Origin of the sequence: Rhizobium sp. CB3060 (genome assembly GCF_025200735.1) — a bacterium.
Taxonomy (GTDB): domain Bacteria; phylum Pseudomonadota; class Alphaproteobacteria; order Rhizobiales; family Rhizobiaceae; genus Rhizobium.
Genome location: NZ_CP104158.1, coordinates 2,908,783 through 2,929,234 on the forward strand (window position 1 = coordinate 2,908,783; position 20,452 = coordinate 2,929,234).

Here is a 20,452-nt window from a genome sequence, read left to right on the forward strand (position 1 = left end):
TTCACGCTCTGCCCGCGCTTTTTATTCCGCTGCCATAGCTGGTGGTAGATGATGTACGGCGTCGTTGCTCTCCTGCTCTTCGACGGGCTGCTGTCCTTTCTTCTTCGGCTCGCGGCCGAAAAAGAGCGCATAGCCCGCCGGCAGCACGAAGATGGTCAGCACTGTGGCAACCAGGATGCCGCCCATCATGGCGTAGGCAAGTGGACCCCAGAAAACGCCGCGCGAGATCGGGATCAGCGCCAGAACCGCCGTCAACGCCGTCAGCATGATCGGCCGGAAACGGCGGACGGCCGAGCCAATGATCGCTTCCTTCCGGTCCATGCCCGCCGCGATGTCCTGATCGATCTGGTCGACGAGGATGATCGAATTGCGGATGATGATACCAAGCAGCGCGATGACGCCAAGGATCGCCACGAAGCCGAAGGGCGCGCCGCTGATCAGCAGGGCACCGGCTGCACCGATGATGCCGAGCGGACCGGTGGAGAGCACCAGCATCGCCTTGCCGAAGTGCTGGAGCTGCGCCATCAGCAGCACGACGATGATGACCAGCATGATCGGTGCCTTGGCGGCGATCGAGGCCTGGCTTTCGGCGCTGTCTTCGGCACCGCCCTGAATCTCGATCTTGTAGCCCGCCGGCAGGCTGTTTCTGAGATCGGCCATGTCGTTGTAGAGTTTGGCCGTCACGTCGTTCGACTGAACATTGTCGGGAAGCGTCGCCCTAACCGTGATCGTCGGCAGGCGGTCGCGGCGCCACTCGATGCTCTGCTCCATGACGGGCACGACCTTTGCGACCTGCGACAACGGCACGAAACCGCCGGAGTCGGTCGGGATATAGATGGAATTGACCGAAGTCAGCAGATGGCGGCTTGCCTCTGGCTCCCGTGCAACGATGCCGACGGTCTCCTCGCCCTCACGATAATTGTCGAGGGTGACGCCGGACATCGAGGCCTGCAGCATCTGGCGGATACGCTGCGAGGTGACGCCGAGTGCACGGGCGCGGTCCTGATCGATCACCAGCTTCATGGCCGGCACCGGCTCCAGCCAGTCGTCATGGATAGCGCCGAGCAGCGGGTTCTGCGCGAAGCGCGCTTTTACATCATCGGCGATATGGCGAACCTCCTGCCGGTCCGGACCCATGACACGCAACTGCACCGGCCAGCCGGTCGGCGGACCGAGGAACAGGCGGTCCACCTTGGCGCGGACCGAGGGGAAGTCGGCGGCAAGCATGCTGCGCAGCTTGACGATCAATCGCTCGCGCGCCGGCTCGTCCTTGGCCATGACCAGCAACTGGGCATAGTTCGGGTTGGTGAGCTGCTGATCGAGCGGCAGGAAGAAGCGCGGGGCACCTTCGCCGACATAGGTGGCGATGAACCGCTTGTCGGGATCATCGGCCATGCGGGCCTGCAACCTCTGCGCCTGGCGTTCGACTTCCTTGATGCTGGTGCCTTCCGGCAGCCAGAGATCGACCAGAATTTCCGGACGCGAAGACTGCGGGAAGAAGTTCTGCGGAATGAACTGGAACGACCACAAGCTGCCGACGAAAGCGGCGAGCGTCAGAAGCAGCACGATGACGCGATGGCGCACGGCCCAGCTCACCGACGACCGCAGGCGGCGGTAGAAGCGCGTATCGAAGACGTCGTGATGCTCGCCGGCATGATGCCGCTGCTTCAGGATCATATAGCCGAGCCAGGGCGTGAAGTAGACCGCCACGAACCAGGAAATCACCAGCGCGATACCGACGACATAGAAGAGCGTGCGAACGTATTCACCGGCCGTCGACGCGGCGAAGCCGACTGGGATGAAGCCCGCCGTGGTGATCAGCGTACCCGTCAGCATCGGAAAGGCGGTCGAGGAATAGGCAAAGCTTGCCGCATCGAGCTTGACCAGCCCCTCCTCCAGCTTGCGTTCCATCAATTCGACCACGATCATCGCGTCGTCGACGAGGAGACCGAGCGCGATGATGAGGGCGCCGAGCGAGATACGCTGCAGGTCGATGCCGAGCTCGTACATGAGCGCGAAGGTCGCAGCCAGCACCAGCGGAATGGCGATGGCGATCACCAGGCCGGAGCGCCAGCCGATCGACAGGAAGGAGACGATCAGCACGATCACCAGCGCTTCGCCGAGCGCATGCATGAACTCGCTGATGGCGTCCGTCACCACTTCCGGCTGGTTGGAGATCTGGTCGACCTGCACGCCGACCGGCAGCGATGCCTCGAAACGCTTGTAGGTCTCTTCCACCGCCTTGCCGACGTCGGTCACCTTGTTGCCATTGGCCATGACGACGCCGAGCTGGACGCTCTCGTGACCGTTATAGAGGAACTTGGCCGTGTAAGGATCCTGTAGCCCGGCGCTGACCGTCGCTATATCGCCGAGACGCGTCACCTGGCCGCCGGCGGTCAGCCGGAGATTCTTGATATCCTCGATCTTGTTGACGTCCCCCTCGACCGAGATGCGAACCGAGCGCGTGCTGGTATCGACGGTGCCGGCCGGATCGACATTGTTCTGGCCGACGATCGCGTTCTGCAGGGCGGTCAGCGTCAGGCCGCGCTCGGCCAGCACCTTGGAGGAGACATCGATATAGATCTGCTCGGGCTGATCGCCGATGATCACAGCCTTCTCGACGCCGGGCGTCTCGAGCAGCATATCACGGGCTTGGATCGCGAATTTCTTCAACTCAGGATAGCTGTAGCCGGCACCGCTGATCGAATGCAGGGTGATGAAGGTATCGCCGAACTCATCGTTGAAATAGGGGCCGAGCAGGCCGGAGGGCAGCGTGTTGGCGATATCGCCGACCTTCTTGCGCACCTGATAGAAGGCGTCCTTCACCTGTTCGGTGTTCGTGTCGCCCTTGATCTGGACGGTGGTGATGGCAAAGCCGGCGCGGGTATAGGATTTGACCCAATCGAGATGCGGGGTTTCCTGCAGCTTGCGCTCGATCTTGTTGACCACCTGGTCTTCCATGTCCTGCAGCGAGGCGCCAGGCCAGATGGTCTGCACGACCATGACGCGGAAGGTGAAATCCGGATCTTCCTTCTGGCCCATGTGCGTGAGCCCAAGCGCGCCGGCGATGATGATCAGCGCGAACAGGAAGCGCGCGATGCTCGGATGGCCGATCGCCCAACGCGACAGGTTGAAGCGCTTCTTTTCGTCGGAGGTGCTGTTGATAATCATTGTCCCGCCCCTCGATCCTTTCAGCGCACGATATCGGCAGCCGCGGCGCTGCCATGTGTCTCAGCCGAAGCCTGCTGCCCGGTCGGCACCTTGACCTTCATGTTCTCGCTCATGAATTGCGTGCCGGCGGCAACGACGACGTCACCGGCCTTGAGGCCATCGGCGACACGCACGCCATCATCGGCAAAGTCGGCAACCTTGACGCTGCGGGAGTGCACGGTGCCGGCACTGCGGTCGACCAACCAGACGATCTGCTGACCGTCCTTCTCCGCAAGCGCGCTCAGCGGAATGGAGACGAAAGGCCGGGTATTGTCGGCCAGCGCCTCGATGGTCGCGGTCATGCCGAGCAGCACGCGCGGATCGTTGGGCAGGCTGACGCGGACCGCAAAGGTACGCGACTGCGCGTCGGCGCTTCCGGATACCTCACGCACCTTGCCGTCCAGCACCAGCGCGTCATCGGACCAGAAGCGCGCCTTGACGTCCTTACCGACCTTGAATTGCGCAATATCCATTTCCGGGACAGCGATCTGCGCTTCCTTCTCACCGTCGACGGCAACGGTGATGACGGGCGTGCCGGAGCCGACCACCTGACCGACATCGGCATTGATGGTCGTCACGATGCCGTTCATGTCCGAAGTCAGATCGGTATAGGCGACCTGGTTCTTCGCTTCCGCCAAGGCCGACACGGCTGAATCCCGCGTCGATACGGCCTGGTCATAGGAAAGCTCGGCCTGTTCGAGCTGCGATTTCGGCGAAACGTTCTTGTCGAAGAGCTGCTGCGCGCGATTGCGGGCGAGCTCCGTGGTCTGCACCTGCTTCTCGGCCGCATCGAGATCGGCCTGGGAGCGGCGCACGGCTAAAGCGTAATCGGTGGAGTCGATGCGGGCGAGCACGTCGCCGGGCTTGACCTTCTCGCCGATATCCACCTTGCGCTCGACGATCTTGCCGTTGACCCGGAAGCCGAGGTTCATATCCGTCCGCGCCTTGACCGCACCGGAATAGTCGAGCTTGCGCGTCGTATCCGCCTGGGCGATCTCGACCACTTTCACCGGCCGGATCACCTCCGCAGTCTCTTCTTTCTTCTCGTTGCAGCCCGAAAGCGTGAGCGCAACGGCAGCAAAGACGGCAGCGCCGGCAGCGGATCGTATGTTGGTCGTCAGCGAAACCATGTCGCTCTCCTTGATCAAACGGCTTTAGTCAAATGCAATGCAAAGGCGCGTGGATCATCCAATGCGCGTACTACTATTTCTTTAGCGCTCTGATAGCAAATTCGATAAGATCGTCCGGTTCCGCCCGGTTCGTCTTCGCAAGACATTGCGCGACCATTTGCGGGTGGCACAAAATGATTGTCGCCGCGCCGAAGCATTTCGAGGCGGCGACTGGATCCTGTTCGAAAAACTCGCCGGCGGCGATGCCTTCGGCAATGATTTCAGCCATGAGGTCATGGATCCGGTCAATGTGCTTTTCGATGACATGCCAATCGCGCTCGATGGCGACGACGACCATCTCATGCACCTTCTGTTCGTCGAGCATCGTCTCGAGCGTCAACTTGTATTGGGCATGGACATAAGTGCGCAGCCGCTCGGAAGCGCTGATCGGCATGTGACGGATGTCGTAGGCCATCTTGTAGCTCAGCGCGAGCATGCGGCCGCACAGGGCCTGGTGGATTTCCGTCTTGGACGCGAAGAACCGATAGATATTCGCGGTCGACATACCGAGATCACGGGCGATATCGGCAACCGTCGTCTTGCTGTAGCCGTAGTGGCGAAACAGTTTTTCGGCGGAATCGAGAATCCGCGTTACGTTCTCCTGACGTGCAAGATCGGCGCTAACCGCAGAAGGATCGAGCATTGGGTTGCTTCCGATTTACGAGTGACGATTTTTAATTTTCGTCACTCGTAAATCATCAAGGCTCAAATGTCAAGAAGCCGCTCCGCGAAACGAGGCGGTTGAGACGCTGTCGATGGAGTCAGATTGCGATAATTAGATACGCAGAAGCGACGGCTGGAAACGGCGGACGCTGAGGAAGCCGACGATCAGGAACGCGAGCAGCAATACGGTCTGTACGGCGAGGATCGGCGGCTCGTTCCCCATGGGTGCCAGCGTATTGAGCAATGGAATTTTCTGGAAGGACTGAACGATCAGCACAACACAATTGAGATAGAGCATCAGCAGGCTGCCGACGATGAAAACAAGCCGCCAGATACCGGCCATCCGCTGCCTGTAGCGGGCGATTGCCGTCGGAATGAAAAGCAGAACGGTGATGATGCCGAATACGATGCCGGGCGTAATGCCGTTGAAAGGAAAGAGGAATCCGGTCAAACTCGTGAGCAGAATGGTGACCATGTAGACAAACGTGGAGCGCTCATGGCGCTTCACGGAAATCAATCCCTCTGCGACGACGATGCCGGCAGCGATGGCGATCAGGCTGATAATGACGTGAATCAACGTGAGTCCGGACATTCTGCAATCCCCTTTTCGCAATGCATTTTCCGTGAAAAGGATAGTCCGGGCCCTGGATGCGGGATTGTACATTTACGGCGGAATATGAGCGCACTATCCCGCATTTTCCAAGCCTCTTATGCGGGATCAGATTAATCGCAGGGCCCGCTCTCAGAGTTGACTTGTCACCATCTGCATGATGAGCGTGATACGTTGAGCCCGGAAAGCGGGTCTTATCCTGCCGTGACGTTCAAGCTCCGCCAGACCGTGAAGTGCCGCCCAAAAAGTTTCGGTAGCCGTATCCACATCCCGGGAGAACGGCGCGATCACCGTCGCCATGGCTCCGAAACCATCGCGAAGTTGAGCTGGCGTGTCGGATCTGGCGAAGCGGAGGCCAGTCGGCAGAACGAACATCGCCTCGTACATCGCAGGGCGAGCGAAAGCGAAATCGAGATAGGCGACTGCGATGTCTTCCACTCGCTCCTTTGATGTGGATGATGGCCGGATCGCGGCGCCGAGCATCGCAGCCAATTCGCCGAAGCCTTCGAGCGCGACCGCTCCGACGATCTGGTCGCGATTTTCAAAATGCGAATAGAGAACTGGCTGACTGTATTCTATCTCCTCGGCGAGGCGCCGGATCGTGACGGAAGCCCAGCCGTCGCGTTCCGCGATCGTCCTCGCAGCGACGACGATCCTCCGTTCACGTTCGGCCCGTTCTCGAGTCTTGCGTTCGCTGATACCCACCCGTGCCTCAATCTTCATGCGCGCGATTTTCCTGATGCAAAACTATCAAAAGGAACATTGATTGACAAACTAGCAGTGCTAGATTAAATGACGTCGCTATACAGAAGAGATCAACGGGTGTTCCAATGAACATTTTCACAGGCGCAACATCGCTCGATACAATCCTCGTCTGGCTGGCCGCCGGGGCGTTTCTCGTCGGCGCTATCGTCAATGCGAGTGGACATCCGAAAATCCGCGCGGGTTTCGTGCGACTTGGATTTCCTTTCTGGTGGTGCTGGGTCACAGCCGCCTTCGAGCTTGCAACGGCGGTGCTCTTGATAACAGCTGGCACCCGATATATCGGGGCGGCGTTGGGCGCTTGCATTATGCTCGCCGCGATCGCTGCCATTGTCCGTATCCGGAACTATCGAGAGCTCCCGCCACCTTTCGTGTTCCTGTTGCTGCTGGCACTGGCAAGTGTCAGCGGTCAAGTCTGAATATCTCGCTGCAACGAAACCTGACGATGCAAACAGGATGGGATCGTACATCGCGCCGATGGCGCAAAGCGATGCCGACGCAGCCCAGGGCGAAATGTCGATCGGCGACCTGCAAACTGCTCGCGCTCACGGCGAGTACGTAGCATGAGTTGCGCTGCGGTTCGCATCGGCTCATGCCGTCCGATGCCGTGCCCTAACGCCTGGCATGTAAAAAGCGCCGCACCATCGGCACGGCGCTCTCCATCGAAAGGACTGCTCAGGCGGCGTGCACTTCCAGAGAGATCGGAACGGAAGCAAGCGCCTTGGAAACCGGGCAACCGGCCTTGGCCTTGTTGGCGAGTTCGGTGAATGTGGCTTCGTCGGCGCCGGGGACTTTGCCGGTCAGCGTCAGGTGAATGGCGGTGATGGCAAAGCCGCCTTCGACGCTTTCAAGCGTGACCTTGGCGGTCGTTTCCATGCTTTCGGCGGTGAAACCGGCTTCATTGAGGATCAGCGACAGAGCCATGGTGAAGCAGCCGGCATGGGCCGCACCGATCAGCTCTTCCGGATTAGTGCCGGGAACGCCTTCGAAGCGGCTGGCAAAACCGTAGGGATAGTGATTGAGCGCACCGCTCTGGGTCGAAATCTGACCCTTGCCGTCCTTCAGACCGCCGGACCACTGGGCCGAACCTGTACGATTGATCTGCATGCCGTCCTCCTAGTCGTTGATTGAACGCCGGGAAAGAGCCCCTTGCCCTCCCCGCAATGGCCGTAGGAGGCAGCACCAGAGCGACCTGCGTTCGCTGGAACGCATAGTCGCTTGAAAGCGGGATGCTCTGGGCTGCCTCAATCGACAATATAATGCTCTATCCGCCGAAGACGACAGCGCTGTAACAATTAACCTCTGGGGCTCTGGTCAACCCTTGGCTATCCCCTCGCACGTCCCGCCGCGGCCGAGCGAATATTGTCCAGCGTCACCGCGATCAGCAGGATCGAGCCAAGGACGAGATATTGATAGAAGGCCGGAATATTGAGGAGATTCATGACGTTCTGGGCAATGCCCATGATCAGCACGCCGACGATGACGCCGCTCATCGAGGCCCGGCCGCCCGCGAGCGAGACGCCGCCGAGCACGCAGGCCGAGATGACCAGCAGCTCCAAGCCGATCGCCGCATTCGGCTGCCCGGAGGTGATGCGCGAGGACAGGAGGATGCCGGCGATGGCGCAGATGAAGCCCTGCAGCGTGAAGATCCAGATCCGCATCGTGGCGACGTTCACGCCCGCCAGCCGCGAGGCCTCCGGATTGCCGCCGATCGCCAGCGTATTCTTGCCGAAGGTGGTGCGATTCAGCACGAAGCCGAATAGGAGGAACAGGATCACCATGATCCAGATCGGCGTCGGAATGCCAAGAAAGGTCGAGAGTGCCAGTTGATAGAAATTCGGGTCGTTGATGCCGACCGCGCGGCCGTCCGAGGCGATCAGCGCCAGACCACGGACGATCTGCATAGTGGCAAGCGTCGCGATCAGCGCATTGATGCGCAGCTTGGCGATGAGCGCACCGTTGACGAGACCGACGATCGCGCCGCAGACGAGCGCCGCCAGCAGGCCGAGAATGATGGAGCCTGTGACGTTCGAGGCCATGACCGCGATCATGCCGCAGAAGGCGACGGTCGAGCCGACGGAAAGATCGAAATCGCGTGAGGCCAGGCAAAACATCATGGTGCAGGCAACGATGCCGATCGTGACAACCGATTGCAGCAGGCCGATCATGTTGCGCTCGGTCAGGAAATTCGGAACCGTCAGCGACACGATGACGAAGGCCACCGCGAAGATGACGACGAGGCCCTGTTCGCCGAGAAGGATTTTTTTCAAGGAAGACATCGTCACGATTTCCCTAGTCAGAATGTGCTTGCGGCGTTTTTGTCCGGCAATGCGGCGGTGAGGATCTGGTGCTCGTTGAAATTCGCCCGCGTCACATAGGCAGCGACCTTGCCGCCGCACATCACCATGATCCGGTCTGAAATGCCCATGACCTCCGGCAGTTCGCTGGAGATGACGACGATCGCCATGCCGCCGGCTGCCAATTCATAAAGGATTTCATAGATTTCCGATTTTGCTCCGACATCGATGCCGCGCGTCGGCTCATCGATGACCAGCACCTTGACGCCCTGTTCGGACAGCCAGCGGCCGAGAATAACCTTCTGCTGATTGCCGCCGGAAAGATTGATGATGTCCTGCTTGCGCGACGGCGTGCGCACGCGCAGCCTGGCGATGAACTGATCGGCAAGGGCCGCTTCCTTGCGCGGGCTCAATAGGCCCAACGGCGAAAAATGCCGCCGCGAGGAAATGGCGATATTCTCCTGGATCGAACGGCCCTGGATGATCCCATCGAGCTTGCGGTCCTCCGGGCAGAGCACCATGCCGGCATGGATCGCTGCCTTGGGATTGTTCGGAGCGACCGTGACGCCATCGATAGTGACCGTGCCCTGGTGACGATGATCGGCACCAAACAACAGCCGGGCCATCTCACTGCGGCCGGCGCCGATCAGGCCAAAGAAGCCAAGGATTTCGCCCCTGCGGACGGAGAAATTGATCGGCGTCGGAAGTCTCGACCCTGAGAGCCCTTTGACCTCCAGCCGGACAGGCCCGAGCTGCCGCCCGCGCCAGCCCCAGATATTGCTGATCTCGCGGCCGACCATTTCGGCAATGATCTGCTCGCGCGTTACTTTCCTGATGTCAGGATGGTGTGCCGCGAGCTTACCGTCGCGCAACACCGTCAGGCCATCGCAGAGCCGGAATATCTCGTCCAGCCGATGCGAGACGTAGAGGATGACGGTGCCGTTCGATTTCAGCCGCTCGATCAGCGAAAACAGAATCTCGCTCTCGCGCGACGACAGCGACGACGTCGGCTCGTCCAGTGCGATGACACGGGCATCGACCATGACGGCCTTGGCGATTTCCACCATCTGCCGCGCGCCGATCGACAGCGACGACACCTTGGCGGCCGGATCGACATCGATGCCGATCTCCTGGAGCTTGGCGCGCACGGTATCGACGAGCGTCTTGCTATTGATGATGCCGGCTTTCGCCGGAAAGCGGCCGAGCCACAGGTTTTCGGCGACCGTCAGTTCCGGCACCAGTTGCAATTCCTGATGGATGACGGTGACGCCGGCGTGAAAAGCATCCCGCACCGAATGATAGTGCTGCTCCTGGCCGTCGATGGATATCGTACCCGCATCCGCCGCCTGATCGCCGGAAAGAATGCGGATCAGCGTCGACTTTCCGGCGCCGTTTTCGCCCATCAGCCCATGCACGGCGCCTTTGACGACCGGAAAGGTGATGTTCGACAGCGCCTGAACGCCGGGATAGCTCTTCGAAATACCGTTGAATTCGAGAAAGGCCATGTTTCTCTCGCTGGTAAAAGAGCCCGGCGGCAAAACTGCCACCGGGCCGCGATCATCCGGAGAGGACGATCATTCGATACCGAGATCCTTGCGGACCTTCTGATAATCGCCGCGCAGCGCCAGCGAACCGGAGGTCAGCGTCAGCTTCGGCGGTTCCTTGCTGTTGGCGATCCAGTCGTACATATCGATCGCGGTTTCGTAGCCGTGACGCTTCGGCGATATGATGACGGTGCCGAAGAAGCCCGTCGGCTGCGGCTTCTTGAATTCGTTGATTGCCGAATCCGCGCCGCCGATGCCAACACCGACGACGTTGGCGGCGGGAATGCCGACCGATTCCGTCGCGCGGACAGCGCCGAGCACGGCTTCGTCGTTGAGGCCGAAGGCCACCCAGTATTTCACGTCGGCATGCTTGTTGAGCACGGTGGTCGCAGCATTGAGCGCTGCTTCCGTGTCGGTTTTGGCCTGTGGCGCGTCATAGATGTTCGCGGCCGGGAAACCGGCACCCTTCAGCACCGAAATAGCGCCTTCGACGCGGTCGACAGCGGTCGGAAGCTGGTCGTAGGAAACGCGGATCGCGCCGACATTCTTCATGTCCCAGCCGCGCTTCTTGATTTCATCGACAATCGCCTGGCCGACGCTCTCGCCGATCTTGGTGGCGGAAATGCCCATATGCGGCACGTCTTCCAGCGGCTTGCCGTCGGCGCCGACCAGACGGTCGTCAACCGTCATCAGCTTGAGCTGGTTGGCCGCCGCCTTGGCGACGATGCCAGGGCCGAGCTTCACATCGGGCGTGCAGATGATGAAGCCCTCCGCACCCTGGGCGCCGAGATTGTCGATCGCAGCCTGAACCTTTTCGCCATCCTGCGCGCCGATCTTGACGAGCGTGAAGCCCTTCTCCTTGGCGGCGATGTCGGCGAACTTCCATTCGTCCTGAAACCAGGGTTCTTCCGGTTGCTTGACCACGAAGCCGATTTTCACGTCTGCCGCCAAGGCGGAGGTGGCTGCGATGACCGCAACCGTACCAGCCAGAATAGCTGCTTTGAAAAAGCGCATGACTCTCTCCCAAAATTCGAAATGAAGCACACTGCCCTCCCTGGCAGTGCTTCTTGAATTATGATAAATCATCATACCAGTCAATTGCCAATGTATGATGATTATAATAGTGTGACTTTTGGCAAGGATGGCCCGCCAAACGCGCCGACGCTTATCGCCATGCGGAATAAATTCCGCTAAGCAGAGGCTCGGCCGCGCGGGAGAACGGCTGCGGAGAAGGCAATTGGATTCGTTTGAACAGCAAGAGCAAAGGCTGAACGGAGCGGCGGAGCGCCGTCCGCGCGTGCGCAAGAACGTCACGGCGGCGATCGCCGAGGACATCTGTTCCGAACGCTATCCTTCCGGCTCGCCCCTGCCGCGCGAAAACGATCTCTGCGATCTCTACGGCGTCAGCCGCACCGTCATCCGTGAATCCCTGAAGATCCTCGAATCGAAAGGGCTCGTGCGCGGCAAGCCGCGCATTGGCACCACCGTCTGCGATAAGGACGACTGGAATATCCTTGATCAGGACGTGCTAGAGTGGATGGGTCCTTATATCGCCGAATTCGATATTCTCGGCTGCATTCTCGAGGCGCGGCGTACCATCGAGCCGGTGGCCGCCGAATATGCCGCCGAGCGCGCCACCGCCCAGGAGATAGCCGATCTCGAAAAAGCCTGGCGGCAGATGCGCGATTCCGGCGATGATCCCGAACGCTTCACCGAAGCCGACGTGATGTTCCATACGGTGCTTTTGAGCGCCAGCCACAACCAGGTGTTCCGCCGCCTGTCGAGCGCCATCCATGCCGGGCTGAAATATGCATTGCATGCTTCGAATGTCGCGGTGGACAGCCGTGATGAGGCGATCGCCGTCCATGGCGATCTGGTGGAGGCGCTGCGCCTGCGCAACCGCACCTCTGCGCGCGACTGCGCCCATCGCATGCTCGATCTTGCCACCCGCGACCTTGCCGCCGCCGAAAAAGCGATCGGGCGGGTGGAGAAAAACAAGACCTGAAATCCCGAAATCCGCGGCCTGGCGCCGCTGATATGATCCAAAAGCCGAAACGGAAGCGTTCCCATGAAAATCACCAAATTGACCACCTATATCGTGCCGCCGCGCTGGATGTTCCTGAAGATCGAAACAGACGAGGGCATCACGGGCTGGGGCGAGCCAGTGGTCGAAGGCCGGGCTTTGACCGTCCAGGCCGCCGTGCACGAACTGGAAGACTATCTGATCGGCAAGGACCCCTTCCTGATCGAAGATCACTGGAACGTCATGTACCGCGCCGGCTTCTATCGCGGCGGCGCCATCCACATGTCGGCGCTTGCCGGCATCGACCAGGCGCTCTGGGACATCAAGGGCAAGGCGCTTGGCCAGCCGATCCATTCGCTGCTGGGTGGCCAGGTGCGCGACAAGATCAAGGTCTATTCCTGGATCGGCGGCGACCGCCCTTCCGACGTCGCCAACAACGCCAAGGACGTCGTCGCCCGCGGTTTCAAGGCGATCAAGCTCAACGGCTGCGAGGAAATGCAGATCGTCGACACCTACGACAAGGTGGAGAAGGCTGTTGAGACCATCGCCACCATTCGTGAGGCGATCGGCCCCTATATCGGCATCGGCGTCGATTTCCACGGCCGCGTCCATCGCCCGATGGCCAAGGTTCTCGCCAAGGAACTCGAGCCCTACAAACTGCTCTTCATTGAAGAACCCGTGCTCTCCGAAAATCGTGAAGCCCTGAAGGAAATCGCCAATCATTGCTCGACGCCAATCGCGCTCGGCGAGCGGCTCTATTCGCGCTGGGACTTCAAGTCGGTCCTGTCGGACGGCTATGTCGACATCCTGCAGCCTGACCTTTCCCATGCCGGCGGCATCACCGAATGCCGCAAGATCGCGGCGATGGCCGAAGCCTATGACGTGGCGCTGGCACCGCATTGCCCGCTCGGCCCGATCGCGCTTGCCGCCTGCCTGCAGGTCGACGCCGTCAGCTACAATGCCTTCATCCAGGAACAGAGCCTCGGCATCCACTACAACAAGGGCAACGACATCCTCGACTACATCTCCAATAAGGAAGTCTTCCACTATGCCGACGGCTTCGTCAGCATCCCGCAAGGCCCCGGCCTCGGCATCGAAGTGGACGAAGCCTACGTCATCGAGCGCGCCAAGGAAGGCCATCGCTGGCGCAACCCGGTTTGGCGCCATGAAGACGGCAGCGTAGCCGAGTGGTAAGAGCTCTCCTCCCGTAAACGAAACGCCCCGAACTTCGGGGCGTTTTGCTTTTTAACGAACATCCGCCCGCGCGCGCGGCCGCGTGTCATTGCGCTCCCAGGAGAAAATCGCCGGCGGTAGCGGATCCCGATCGCGGATGATATCCGCGCCTTTCTCGCCGATCATGATCGTCGGGCCGTTGGTGTTGCAGGAGGGCACGCGCGGCATGATGGAGCTGTCGCAGACGCGCAGGCCCTCGAGCCCTCGCACCTTCAGCTCGAGATCGACGACCGCCATGGCGTCCGTGCCCATCTTGCAGGTGCCGACGGGATGATGGTCGGTCTTGGCGTTGGCGCAGCCATAGTCGAACAATTGCGCCTCCGTTGTCAGATTGCCACCCGGCAGCCGCTCAGCCAGCACAAAGGGCTTCAGCGCATCCTGGCTCATGATGTCGCGGGCGATCCGTAGGCCTTCGAGCGACATCTTCATATCGTGCGGATCGCTCCAATAGTTCGGATCGATCAGCGGCGCGGCGGATGGGTCGGATGAAGAGAGCCGCACCGTGCCGCGCGAGCGCGGGTGCAGATAGGCGGAATTTAAAGTTACGCCGGCATTCTTCAGCCGTGCGACGCCCGCCTCGATGCCGGAGCCGAGGCCGAGATGGAACTGGATATCCGGCGAGCGGGCATCGGGATCAGCATACCAGAAGCCGCCGGTCTCGAAGAGCGACGAGGCGACGGGACCGGAGCGGAACAGCAGATATTGCAGCCCGGCCCAGAGCGTACGATGCAGCTTGGCGACATTGTCGTAGGTGTGGTCGCCGGTGCATTCCGAGATGACGAAAAGATCAAGATGGTCCTGCAGATTGCCGCCGACACCCGGCAGGTCGTGCGTGACCGGCACACCGACCGAGGTCAGATGGTCGGCCGGGCCGATCCCGGATTGCAAGAGCAGCTTCGGCGAGCCGATGGCGCCGGAGGAGATCAGCACTTCCCGGTCCGCCCGAATGATCTCGACACCCTTGTCTGTCACCACCTCGACGCCGACGGCGCGGCGGCCTTCGAGAATGATGCGCGCCACCCGCGCACCGGTACGGATGGTCAGGTTCTTTCGATCTTTGATCGGCGATAGGTAGGCCAGCGAAGCCGACGAGCGGCGGCGGTTGCGCTGCGTCAACTGATAGAAGCCGACACCCGCCTGCTGTCTGCCGTTGAAATCGTGATTATAGGGGATGCCGAGTTCCTGACCGGCGCGGATATAGGCATCGCAGATCGGCAGCGCCGATACCGGCATGGAAACGCCGAGCGGGCCGCCATAGGAATGATAGTCATCGGCAAAGCGCTGATTGTCCTCGGCGCGTTTGAAGTAAGGCAGCACGCTGCGATAGTCCCAGCCCTCGCAGCCATCCTCGCGTGCCCAGAGATCGTAGTCGACAGCGTTGCCGCGCGTGTAAAGCTGCGCATTGATCGAGGAGCCGCCGCCGATCACCTTCGCCTGCGTATAGCGCAGCACGCGGCCCTTCATATGCCTCTGCGGCACCGTCTTCCAGCCCCAGCTCGCCACCCCCTTGGTCATCTTGGCGAAGCCGGCCGGCATGTGGAACAACGGATTCCAATCACCGCCGCCAGCCTCCAGCAACAGGACTTTCACCATGGGGTCCTCGCTCAGACGGTTGGCGAGTACGCAGCCCGCCGGTCCGGCGCCGGTGATGATGTAGTCGTAGCTCATTCCAGTCCTCAAATTTATCATGTTCCCGGCACGAGATCGCATTTCCCTCCTCCCGATGGGGCAAGGGTAAATCCTTCACAGTCGCCCGATCCCCAGCCCACCATCCGCAGGGATCACCGATCCCGTGGCAAAACCGAAGCCCCCTTTGGCCAGCGCCGCAACGATGCTGCCGACATCGCCCGTCTCGCCCCAGCGCTTCATCGGCACCAGGCCGCCATCGATCAATGCGTCGTATTTCTCCGAAACTTGCGCCGTCATGTCGGTGCGGATGATGCCGGGCCGCACCTCGAAGACGGCAATGCCGGTCTCCGCCAGCCGCAGCGCCAACCCCTGCGAGAAGGCCGAGAGACCGGCCTTGCTGATGCAATAATCTAGCCTCTCAGGCGAACTCAGCGCTGCCGAGACCGAGGTGATGTTGATCACCGAACGCGGCAGCGACGTCTTCGCCGCGAGCATCGAACGAACGATCGCCTGGGTAAAAAACACCGTGCCGCGCAGATTGACGTCGATGATCCGGTCGAAATTTTCTGGCGCCAAATCAAGGAAATCGCCGCGCACGACGGGGCCAATGCCGGCATTATTGACCAGGCAATCGATCTCGCCCAAAGCCGCCCGGATCGCCTCGACGGTTCCCATGTGTCCCGAGAGAGCGGCAAGATCAGACTGCAGATAGATTGCCCGCCCGCCATTCCCCTTCAATTCCGCAAGTTCCGCCAACGGCGGCTCTACCTCGACACCGGTGATCGCCAGATCGAAACCGCTTCTCGCCAGCGCCCGCGCAATACCGAAACCGATCCCCTTGCGGCCTCCGGTGACGACGGCGATCGGACGCCTTGCCTTCATGACCGCAGCTCCTCCCGCACGATATGGTCGGCCACGCGCAGCGCTTGCGCGGCCACGGTCAGCGCCGGATTCACCGCCGCCGAAGTCGGCAGGAAGCTGGCGTCGACCACGAAAAGATTGGGGTGATCGAAGGCGCGGCAGAAGACATCGAGCGGCGCGCTCGAGCCGTCATTGCCGATCTTGACCGTGCCGCATTGATGCGACGGTGTGCGCTTGTCGAAGGGACGTGACAGCACGATCGGGAAGCCGGCCTTACGCAGCACGCTCTTCAGCTTCTTCACCAGATCGAGATGCGCCTGCCAATTGGTGCGCACCCACTGCAGCACGATGCGGTCGCCGTCGACCGTGATCCGGCTTTCCGGCGACGGAAGATCCTCGCTCATGGCATAGAAATCGATGGCATGGGCGGAAAGCCTGTTCAGAAGCCATTCCGGCACAGTCGGCATATTCGCCTTGAGGATCGTGCCGGAAACGCGTCCCAAAAGCTGAACATTGCCGAGCGGCGGCCCGCCTTCGCCATCCGAGAGATAGAAGTCGTTGAAGCCGAAAGTCTTCTGATAGACCGAATCATTCCGATACCAGGGCGAAATCGCCAGCACGGCAGAGGAATTATGGTTCATGAAATTGCGGCCGACCTGATCGGAGCGATTGGCAAGCCCGCGCGGATTCGCATCGTCAGCCGATCTCAGCAGCAGCACCGCCGACTGCACCGCCCCGGCCGCAAGGATGACCAGCTTCGGTCGTACGACATGCGCCTCTCCATAGGCGGAATAATGCACCGCGGCGATCATCCGCCCATCGCCGGCAGCCTGGAGCCGCGTGACGCGCGCGCCGGTCTTCAGCTTGACGTTCGGATATTGCAGAGCCTTGGCAAGCGCCACCGTCTCGGCATCCATCTTGCCGTCGGCACTATGCGGATGCGCATCCCAGGGCGTACGGCCCTTGACAAGCCACTTGTCGATATCGACGCCCAACGGCAGCGAATGCGGATGCATGCCACTGTCCTTCAGTCGCTTGCGGACACTGGCGATTGCCGGCTCGTCGGGTACCGGTGGAAATGGATAGGGTTGCGAATGCGGCGGTTCCCAGGGATCGTCGCCGAGGCTGCCGCGCACCTGATAGAGCTGCTCCGCCTCGCTATACCAGGGCTCCAGCTCCTCATACGGAAAGGGCCAGGCCGGCGACACGCCGTCCAGATGCCGCATCTCCTCAAAATCCTCGCGTCGGTAGCGGATCAGCACCGCGCCGTAGAATTTCGAATTGCCGCCGACATTGTAGTAGTTGCCGGGATTGAACCCCTTGCCGTCTTTCTCGTACCAGGTCTCCTTCGGGCGGAAATGGCCGCGCAGGAAGATCGCCCGCTGGTCGCGGGTTTCCGGTCGGTCCTCCAGCCGTTCGCCGGTCTCCAGGATCAATATGTTGGCGCCCGAGGCGGCAAGGCCGGAAGCGACAGTGGAGCCACCGATCCCCGAACCGATGATGACGATATCCGGTTCTGCCATGCTGCCGCTCACGCTATCCGAACCTGGCTCTGCGGATCGAAGAACACCGCCTTGTCGAGATTGAAGGCAAGCCGTGTCGTCTGCCCGGGGGCAATGCGGGCATCGGCGCGCAGCCGCGCCACGACGGATTTGCCGCCGAGGCGGACGATCGCAAACGTATCCGAACCGGCCGGCTCGACCACCTCGATCAGGCAGTCTCCTTCGGCGAGCGAATGGGCATTGCGGTCCGCACCGTCGAGGTCGGTCAGCGCCTCCGGCCGAATGCCGAAGATCACGTCCTTGCCGGCATGGGCGCCGAGTCCGGCGCCGCTCCCGTTGACAGGCAGCTTCAGGGGGGCCGCGCCATTCGGTCGGTCGAGCGAGACCTGCAATCCCGTCGGCCCGCTCTCCACCGTCGCGGTCAGCAGGTTCATGGCGGGCGAGCCCATGAAGTCCGCAACGAAGGTATTGGCAGGGTGATTGTAGATTTCCGCCGGCGTTCCGAATTGCTGCAGAACACCGTCCTTAAGGACGGCGATCTTCGTGGCCAGCGTCATTGCCTCGATCTGATCATGGGTGACGTAGACGATCGTCGTCTTCATGCGCTGATGCAGGCGCTTGATCTCGGTGCGCATGTCGACGCGCAGCTTGGCATCGAGGTTGGAGAGCGGCTCGTCGAACAGGAAGACCTGCGGATCGCGCACCAACGCCCGGCCCATGGCGACGCGCTGGCGCTGGCCGCCGGAAAGCTGGCTCGGCTTGCGGTCGAGCAGATGGCCGATCTGCAGCATGTCGGCCACTTGCTTGATCGCCTTGTCGCGTTCCTCCTTCGGAACTTTGCGGATTTCCATGCCGAAGGCGATGTTGCCGGCAACCGTCATGTTCGGATAGAGCGCATAGGACTGGAACACCATGGCGATATCACGTTGCGACGGCGCCAGGCCGTTGACCGAGCGGCCGGCAATGGCAATGTCGCCCGAGGTGATCGGCTCCAGCCCGGCAATGGTGTTGAGCAGGGTGGACTTGCCGCAGCCGGACGGGCCGACGAGCACGAGAAATCCGCCCTTTTCGATTTCGATATTGATGTCCTTCAGGATTTCGAGCGATCCATAGGACTTGCGCAGATTGGTGATTTTCAGGAAGGACATGGTCTTATCCCTTGACGGCGCCGGACATCAGGCCGCGGACGAAAAATCGGCCGGAGACGATGTAGACGATGAGGGTTGGCAGGGCAGCGAGGATCGCGCCGGCGAAGTGGACATTGTATTCCTTGACGCCCGTCGACGAGCTGACGAGGTTGTTGAGCGCGACCGTCATCGGCGTCGAACTGACGCCCGAAAAGGACGCGCCGAACAGGAAGTCGTTCCAGATATTGGTGAACTGCCAGATGACCGAGACGACGATGATCGGCCCCGAAGACGGCAGCAGGATGCGCCGGAAAATCTGGAAGAAGCTCGCCCCGTCGATCTGCGCGGCGCGGACCAGCTCGGTCGGAAAGGCCTCGTAATAATTGCGGAAATAAAGCGTGGTGAAGCCGAGGCCGTAGACTATGTGGACGAGGATCAGCCCCCATATGGTCCCGGCGATGCCGAAGAAACCGAGGATGCGCGCCATCGGGATCAGCACGATCTGGAACGGGATGAAGCAGGAGAGCAGCAGCATACCGAAGAAGATTTCCGCGCCGCGGAAACGCCACTTCGTCAGCACATAGCCGTTCAGCGCGCCGACCATGGTGGAGATGGCGACGGCAGGAACGACCATCAGGATCGAGTTGATAAAAAAGGGCCTGAGCCCCGTCGGCTGCACGCCGATCTGCGCCGTCGACCAGGCCGATATCCAGGGCTCGATCGTCCAGGTCTTCGGCAGGTTCAGCATGCCGCCCTGGCGAATCTCTTCAAGCGGCTTGAAGGAATTGACCAGCATCACATAGAGCGGCAGCAGGTAATAGACGGCAAACAGGATCAGCGCCGCATAGATCAGCCCACGGGTCAGCTTGCCGTGCGAGATGGCGTTTTGCGGATTGGGGTTGCTCATGCGCGTTTCCCTCCGCCGATTTCCGAATAGAGATAGGGGATGATGATGGCAAAGATCATCGCCAGCATGATGATCGCCGACGAGGCGCCGATGCCCATCAGATTGCGGGTGAAAGTGTAGGAATACATGAAGGTAGCCGGCAGTTCGGTCGCCTGCCCCGGCCCGCCGCCAGTCAGCGCCACGATCAGGTCATAGGCCTTGATCGCGAGGTGGGCGAGCACGACGAAGGCCGAGAGGAACACAGGCCGCATCAATGGAATGATGATGCGGCGATAGGTGGTGACCGCCGACGCGCCGTCGATCTGCGCCGCCTTGATGATCTCGTTGTCGACGCCGCGAAGGCCGGCAAGGAACATCGCCATGACGAAGCCCGAAGACTGCCAGACGGCGGCGATGACGACGCAATAGATCGCCATTTTCGAATCCTTGATCCAGGTGAAGGAAAAACTCTCCCAGCCCCAGAGATGCATGGTGTTCTCAAGGCCGATGCCAGGATCGAGAAACCATTTCCACGCCGTTCCCGTGACGATGAAGGACAGCGCCATCGGATAGAGATAGATCGGCCTCAGCAGCCCTTCGGCACGGATTTTCTGGTCGAGCAGGATAGCAAGGGCGAGGCCGAGCGCCGAGCAGATGGCGATATAGAGGGAAGCGAAGATGCCGAGATTGGTGATCGCACGCCACCAGTGCGGCAACGCCCAAAGCCTATCATAGTTGGTGAAACCAATAAGGTTATAGGAAGGCAGCATCTTGCTGTCGGTCAGCGACAGATAGCCGGTATAGGCGATAAAGCCATATACGAAGATCAGAATGACGACGAAGCTCGGGGCCAGCACCAGCTTGGGCAATAGCACCTGCATTCGACTGCGACTGTTCATGGTCGAACACCTAGTTTGATTATCTGCGTACGGAGCA

The 20,452-nt window shown here is 60.8% G+C and carries 18 protein-coding genes; 3 read left to right on the top strand and 15 right to left on the bottom strand.

The window, feature by feature from the left end; genetic code table 11:
* Positions 1–21: 21 nt before the first annotated feature.
* The 5 genes from N2601_RS14095 to N2601_RS14115 form a co-directional block, all read right to left on the bottom strand.
* Positions 22–3,171, bottom strand: coding sequence for an efflux RND transporter permease subunit (locus N2601_RS14095; protein WP_199773489.1), 3,150 nt, complete (start codon positions 3,169–3,171; stop codon positions 22–24).
* A gap of 20 nt (positions 3,172–3,191) precedes the next feature.
* Positions 3,192–4,340 carry an efflux RND transporter periplasmic adaptor subunit gene (locus tag N2601_RS14100; RefSeq protein ID WP_104824400.1) on the bottom strand — a complete coding sequence of 383 codons (1,149 nt, stop codon included), beginning with the start codon at positions 4,338–4,340 and terminating at the stop codon, positions 3,192–3,194.
* A 73-nt stretch (positions 4,341–4,413) separates the two neighbouring features.
* Complete coding sequence (locus N2601_RS14105) at positions 4,414–5,022, bottom strand: TetR family transcriptional regulator (protein ID WP_104824401.1); 609 nt, start codon at positions 5,020–5,022, stop codon at positions 4,414–4,416.
* A 132-nt stretch (positions 5,023–5,154) separates the two neighbouring features.
* The gene (locus N2601_RS14110) at positions 5,155–5,634 is read right to left on the bottom strand and encodes a hypothetical protein (protein WP_260303156.1); all 480 of its coding nucleotides are present in this window, start codon (positions 5,632–5,634) and stop codon (positions 5,155–5,157) included.
* Positions 5,635–5,784: 150 nt separating this feature from the next.
* Complete coding sequence (locus N2601_RS14115; protein WP_104825221.1) at positions 5,785–6,357, bottom strand: TetR/AcrR family transcriptional regulator; 573 nt, start codon at positions 6,355–6,357, stop codon at positions 5,785–5,787.
* 125 nt (positions 6,358–6,482) lie between these two features.
* On the opposite strand from N2601_RS14115, the gene N2601_RS14120 reads away from it, so the two are divergent.
* A complete protein-coding gene (locus tag N2601_RS14120) occupies positions 6,483–6,833 on the top strand; it encodes a DoxX family protein (protein ID WP_104824403.1) in 351 nt (116 codons plus the stop codon).
* 256 nt (positions 6,834–7,089) lie between these two features.
* On the opposite strand, the gene N2601_RS14125 is transcribed toward N2601_RS14120, so the two are convergent.
* From N2601_RS14125 to N2601_RS14140, 4 genes are all read right to left on the bottom strand, one after another.
* Positions 7,090–7,521: an OsmC family protein gene (locus N2601_RS14125; RefSeq protein ID WP_104824404.1), complete on the bottom strand. Its 432-nt coding sequence runs from the start codon at positions 7,519–7,521 to the stop codon at positions 7,090–7,092.
* A 218-nt stretch (positions 7,522–7,739) separates the two neighbouring features.
* Positions 7,740–8,693 carry an L-arabinose ABC transporter permease AraH gene (araH, locus tag N2601_RS14130; RefSeq protein WP_104824405.1) on the bottom strand — a complete coding sequence of 318 codons (954 nt, stop codon included), beginning with the start codon at positions 8,691–8,693 and terminating at the stop codon, positions 7,740–7,742.
* 17 nt (positions 8,694–8,710) lie between these two features.
* A complete protein-coding gene (gene araG / locus N2601_RS14135) occupies positions 8,711–10,216 on the bottom strand; it encodes an L-arabinose ABC transporter ATP-binding protein AraG (protein WP_104824406.1) in 1,506 nt (501 codons plus the stop codon).
* Between the two features lie 69 nt (positions 10,217–10,285).
* Positions 10,286–11,269 (bottom strand): arabinose ABC transporter substrate-binding protein, encoded by a 984-nt coding sequence (locus N2601_RS14140; RefSeq protein WP_104824407.1) that lies wholly within the window; start codon positions 11,267–11,269, stop codon positions 10,286–10,288.
* Between the two features lie 223 nt (positions 11,270–11,492).
* On the opposite strand from N2601_RS14140, the gene N2601_RS14145 reads away from it, so the two are divergent.
* A complete protein-coding gene (locus N2601_RS14145) occupies positions 11,493–12,260 on the top strand; it encodes a FadR/GntR family transcriptional regulator (protein WP_245463898.1) in 768 nt (255 codons plus the stop codon).
* Positions 12,261–12,323: 63 nt separating this feature from the next.
* Positions 12,324–13,472, top strand: a complete 1,149-nt coding sequence (dgoD, locus tag N2601_RS14150; RefSeq protein ID WP_104824409.1) for a galactonate dehydratase — start codon at positions 12,324–12,326, stop codon at positions 13,470–13,472.
* Positions 13,473–13,523: 51 nt separating this feature from the next.
* Here dgoD and N2601_RS14155 read toward each other — a convergent pair whose 3' ends face one another.
* The 6 genes from N2601_RS14155 to N2601_RS14180 all read right to left on the bottom strand — a co-directional run bounded on the left by N2601_RS14155 (position 13,524) and on the right by N2601_RS14180 (position 20,415).
* Positions 13,524–15,179, bottom strand: a complete 1,656-nt coding sequence (locus tag N2601_RS14155) for a GMC family oxidoreductase (RefSeq protein ID WP_104824410.1) — start codon at positions 15,177–15,179, stop codon at positions 13,524–13,526.
* Between the two features lie 75 nt (positions 15,180–15,254).
* Entirely contained in the window at positions 15,255–16,022 is a 768-nt protein-coding gene (locus N2601_RS14160; protein WP_104824411.1) for a 3-ketoacyl-ACP reductase, read from the bottom strand.
* Entirely contained in the window at positions 16,019–17,524 is a 1,506-nt protein-coding gene (locus tag N2601_RS14165) for an FAD-dependent oxidoreductase (protein ID WP_445944961.1), read from the bottom strand. The genes N2601_RS14160 and N2601_RS14165 overlap by 4 nt, the downstream gene beginning before the upstream one ends.
* A gap of 8 nt (positions 17,525–17,532) precedes the next feature.
* A complete protein-coding gene (locus N2601_RS14170) occupies positions 17,533–18,651 on the bottom strand; it encodes an ABC transporter ATP-binding protein (protein WP_104824413.1) in 1,119 nt (372 codons plus the stop codon).
* A 4-nt stretch (positions 18,652–18,655) separates the two neighbouring features.
* Positions 18,656–19,537 (bottom strand): carbohydrate ABC transporter permease, encoded by an 882-nt coding sequence (locus N2601_RS14175; RefSeq protein ID WP_104824414.1) that lies wholly within the window; start codon positions 19,535–19,537, stop codon positions 18,656–18,658.
* Entirely contained in the window at positions 19,534–20,415 is an 882-nt protein-coding gene (locus N2601_RS14180; RefSeq protein ID WP_104824415.1) for a carbohydrate ABC transporter permease, read from the bottom strand. Before N2601_RS14180 ends, N2601_RS14175 begins: the two co-directional genes overlap by 4 nt.
* Positions 20,416–20,452: the final 37 nt, after the last annotated feature.

Excerpts from the sequence above, each read along its gene's own strand:
- N2601_RS14175 (WP_104824414.1), bottom strand. The coding sequence starts at position 19,537 with ATGAGCAACCCCAATCCGCAAAACGCCATCTCGCACGGCAAGCTGACC.
- N2601_RS14160 (WP_104824411.1), bottom strand. The coding sequence starts at position 16,022 with ATGAAGGCAAGGCGTCCGATCGCCGTCGTCACCGGAGGCCGCAAGGGG.
- N2601_RS14180 (WP_104824415.1), bottom strand. The coding sequence starts at position 20,415 with ATGAACAGTCGCAGTCGAATGCAGGTGCTATTGCCCAAGCTGGTGCTG.
- N2601_RS14170 (WP_104824413.1), bottom strand. The coding sequence starts at position 18,651 with ATGTCCTTCCTGAAAATCACCAATCTGCGCAAGTCCTATGGATCGCTC.
- N2601_RS14105 (WP_104824401.1), bottom strand. The coding sequence starts at position 5,022 with ATGCTCGATCCTTCTGCGGTTAGCGCCGATCTTGCACGTCAGGAGAAC.
- N2601_RS14095 (WP_199773489.1), bottom strand. The coding sequence starts at position 3,171 with ATGATTATCAACAGCACCTCCGACGAAAAGAAGCGCTTCAACCTGTCG.
- N2601_RS14125 (WP_104824404.1), bottom strand. The coding sequence starts at position 7,521 with ATGCAGATCAATCGTACAGGTTCGGCCCAGTGGTCCGGCGGTCTGAAG.
- dgoD (WP_104824409.1), top strand. The coding sequence starts at position 12,324 with ATGAAAATCACCAAATTGACCACCTATATCGTGCCGCCGCGCTGGATG.
- N2601_RS14140 (WP_104824407.1), bottom strand. The coding sequence starts at position 11,269 with ATGCGCTTTTTCAAAGCAGCTATTCTGGCTGGTACGGTTGCGGTCATC.
- araH (WP_104824405.1), bottom strand. The coding sequence starts at position 8,693 with ATGTCTTCCTTGAAAAAAATCCTTCTCGGCGAACAGGGCCTCGTCGTC.
- N2601_RS14110 (WP_260303156.1), bottom strand. The coding sequence starts at position 5,634 with ATGTCCGGACTCACGTTGATTCACGTCATTATCAGCCTGATCGCCATC.
- N2601_RS14100 (WP_104824400.1), bottom strand. The coding sequence starts at position 4,340 with ATGGTTTCGCTGACGACCAACATACGATCCGCTGCCGGCGCTGCCGTC.
- N2601_RS14165 (WP_445944961.1), bottom strand. The coding sequence starts at position 17,524 with ATGGCAGAACCGGATATCGTCATCATCGGTTCGGGGATCGGTGGCTCC.
- N2601_RS14155 (WP_104824410.1), bottom strand. The coding sequence starts at position 15,179 with ATGAGCTACGACTACATCATCACCGGCGCCGGACCGGCGGGCTGCGTA.
- N2601_RS14120 (WP_104824403.1), top strand. The coding sequence starts at position 6,483 with ATGAACATTTTCACAGGCGCAACATCGCTCGATACAATCCTCGTCTGG.
- araG (WP_104824406.1), bottom strand. The coding sequence starts at position 10,216 with ATGGCCTTTCTCGAATTCAACGGTATTTCGAAGAGCTATCCCGGCGTT.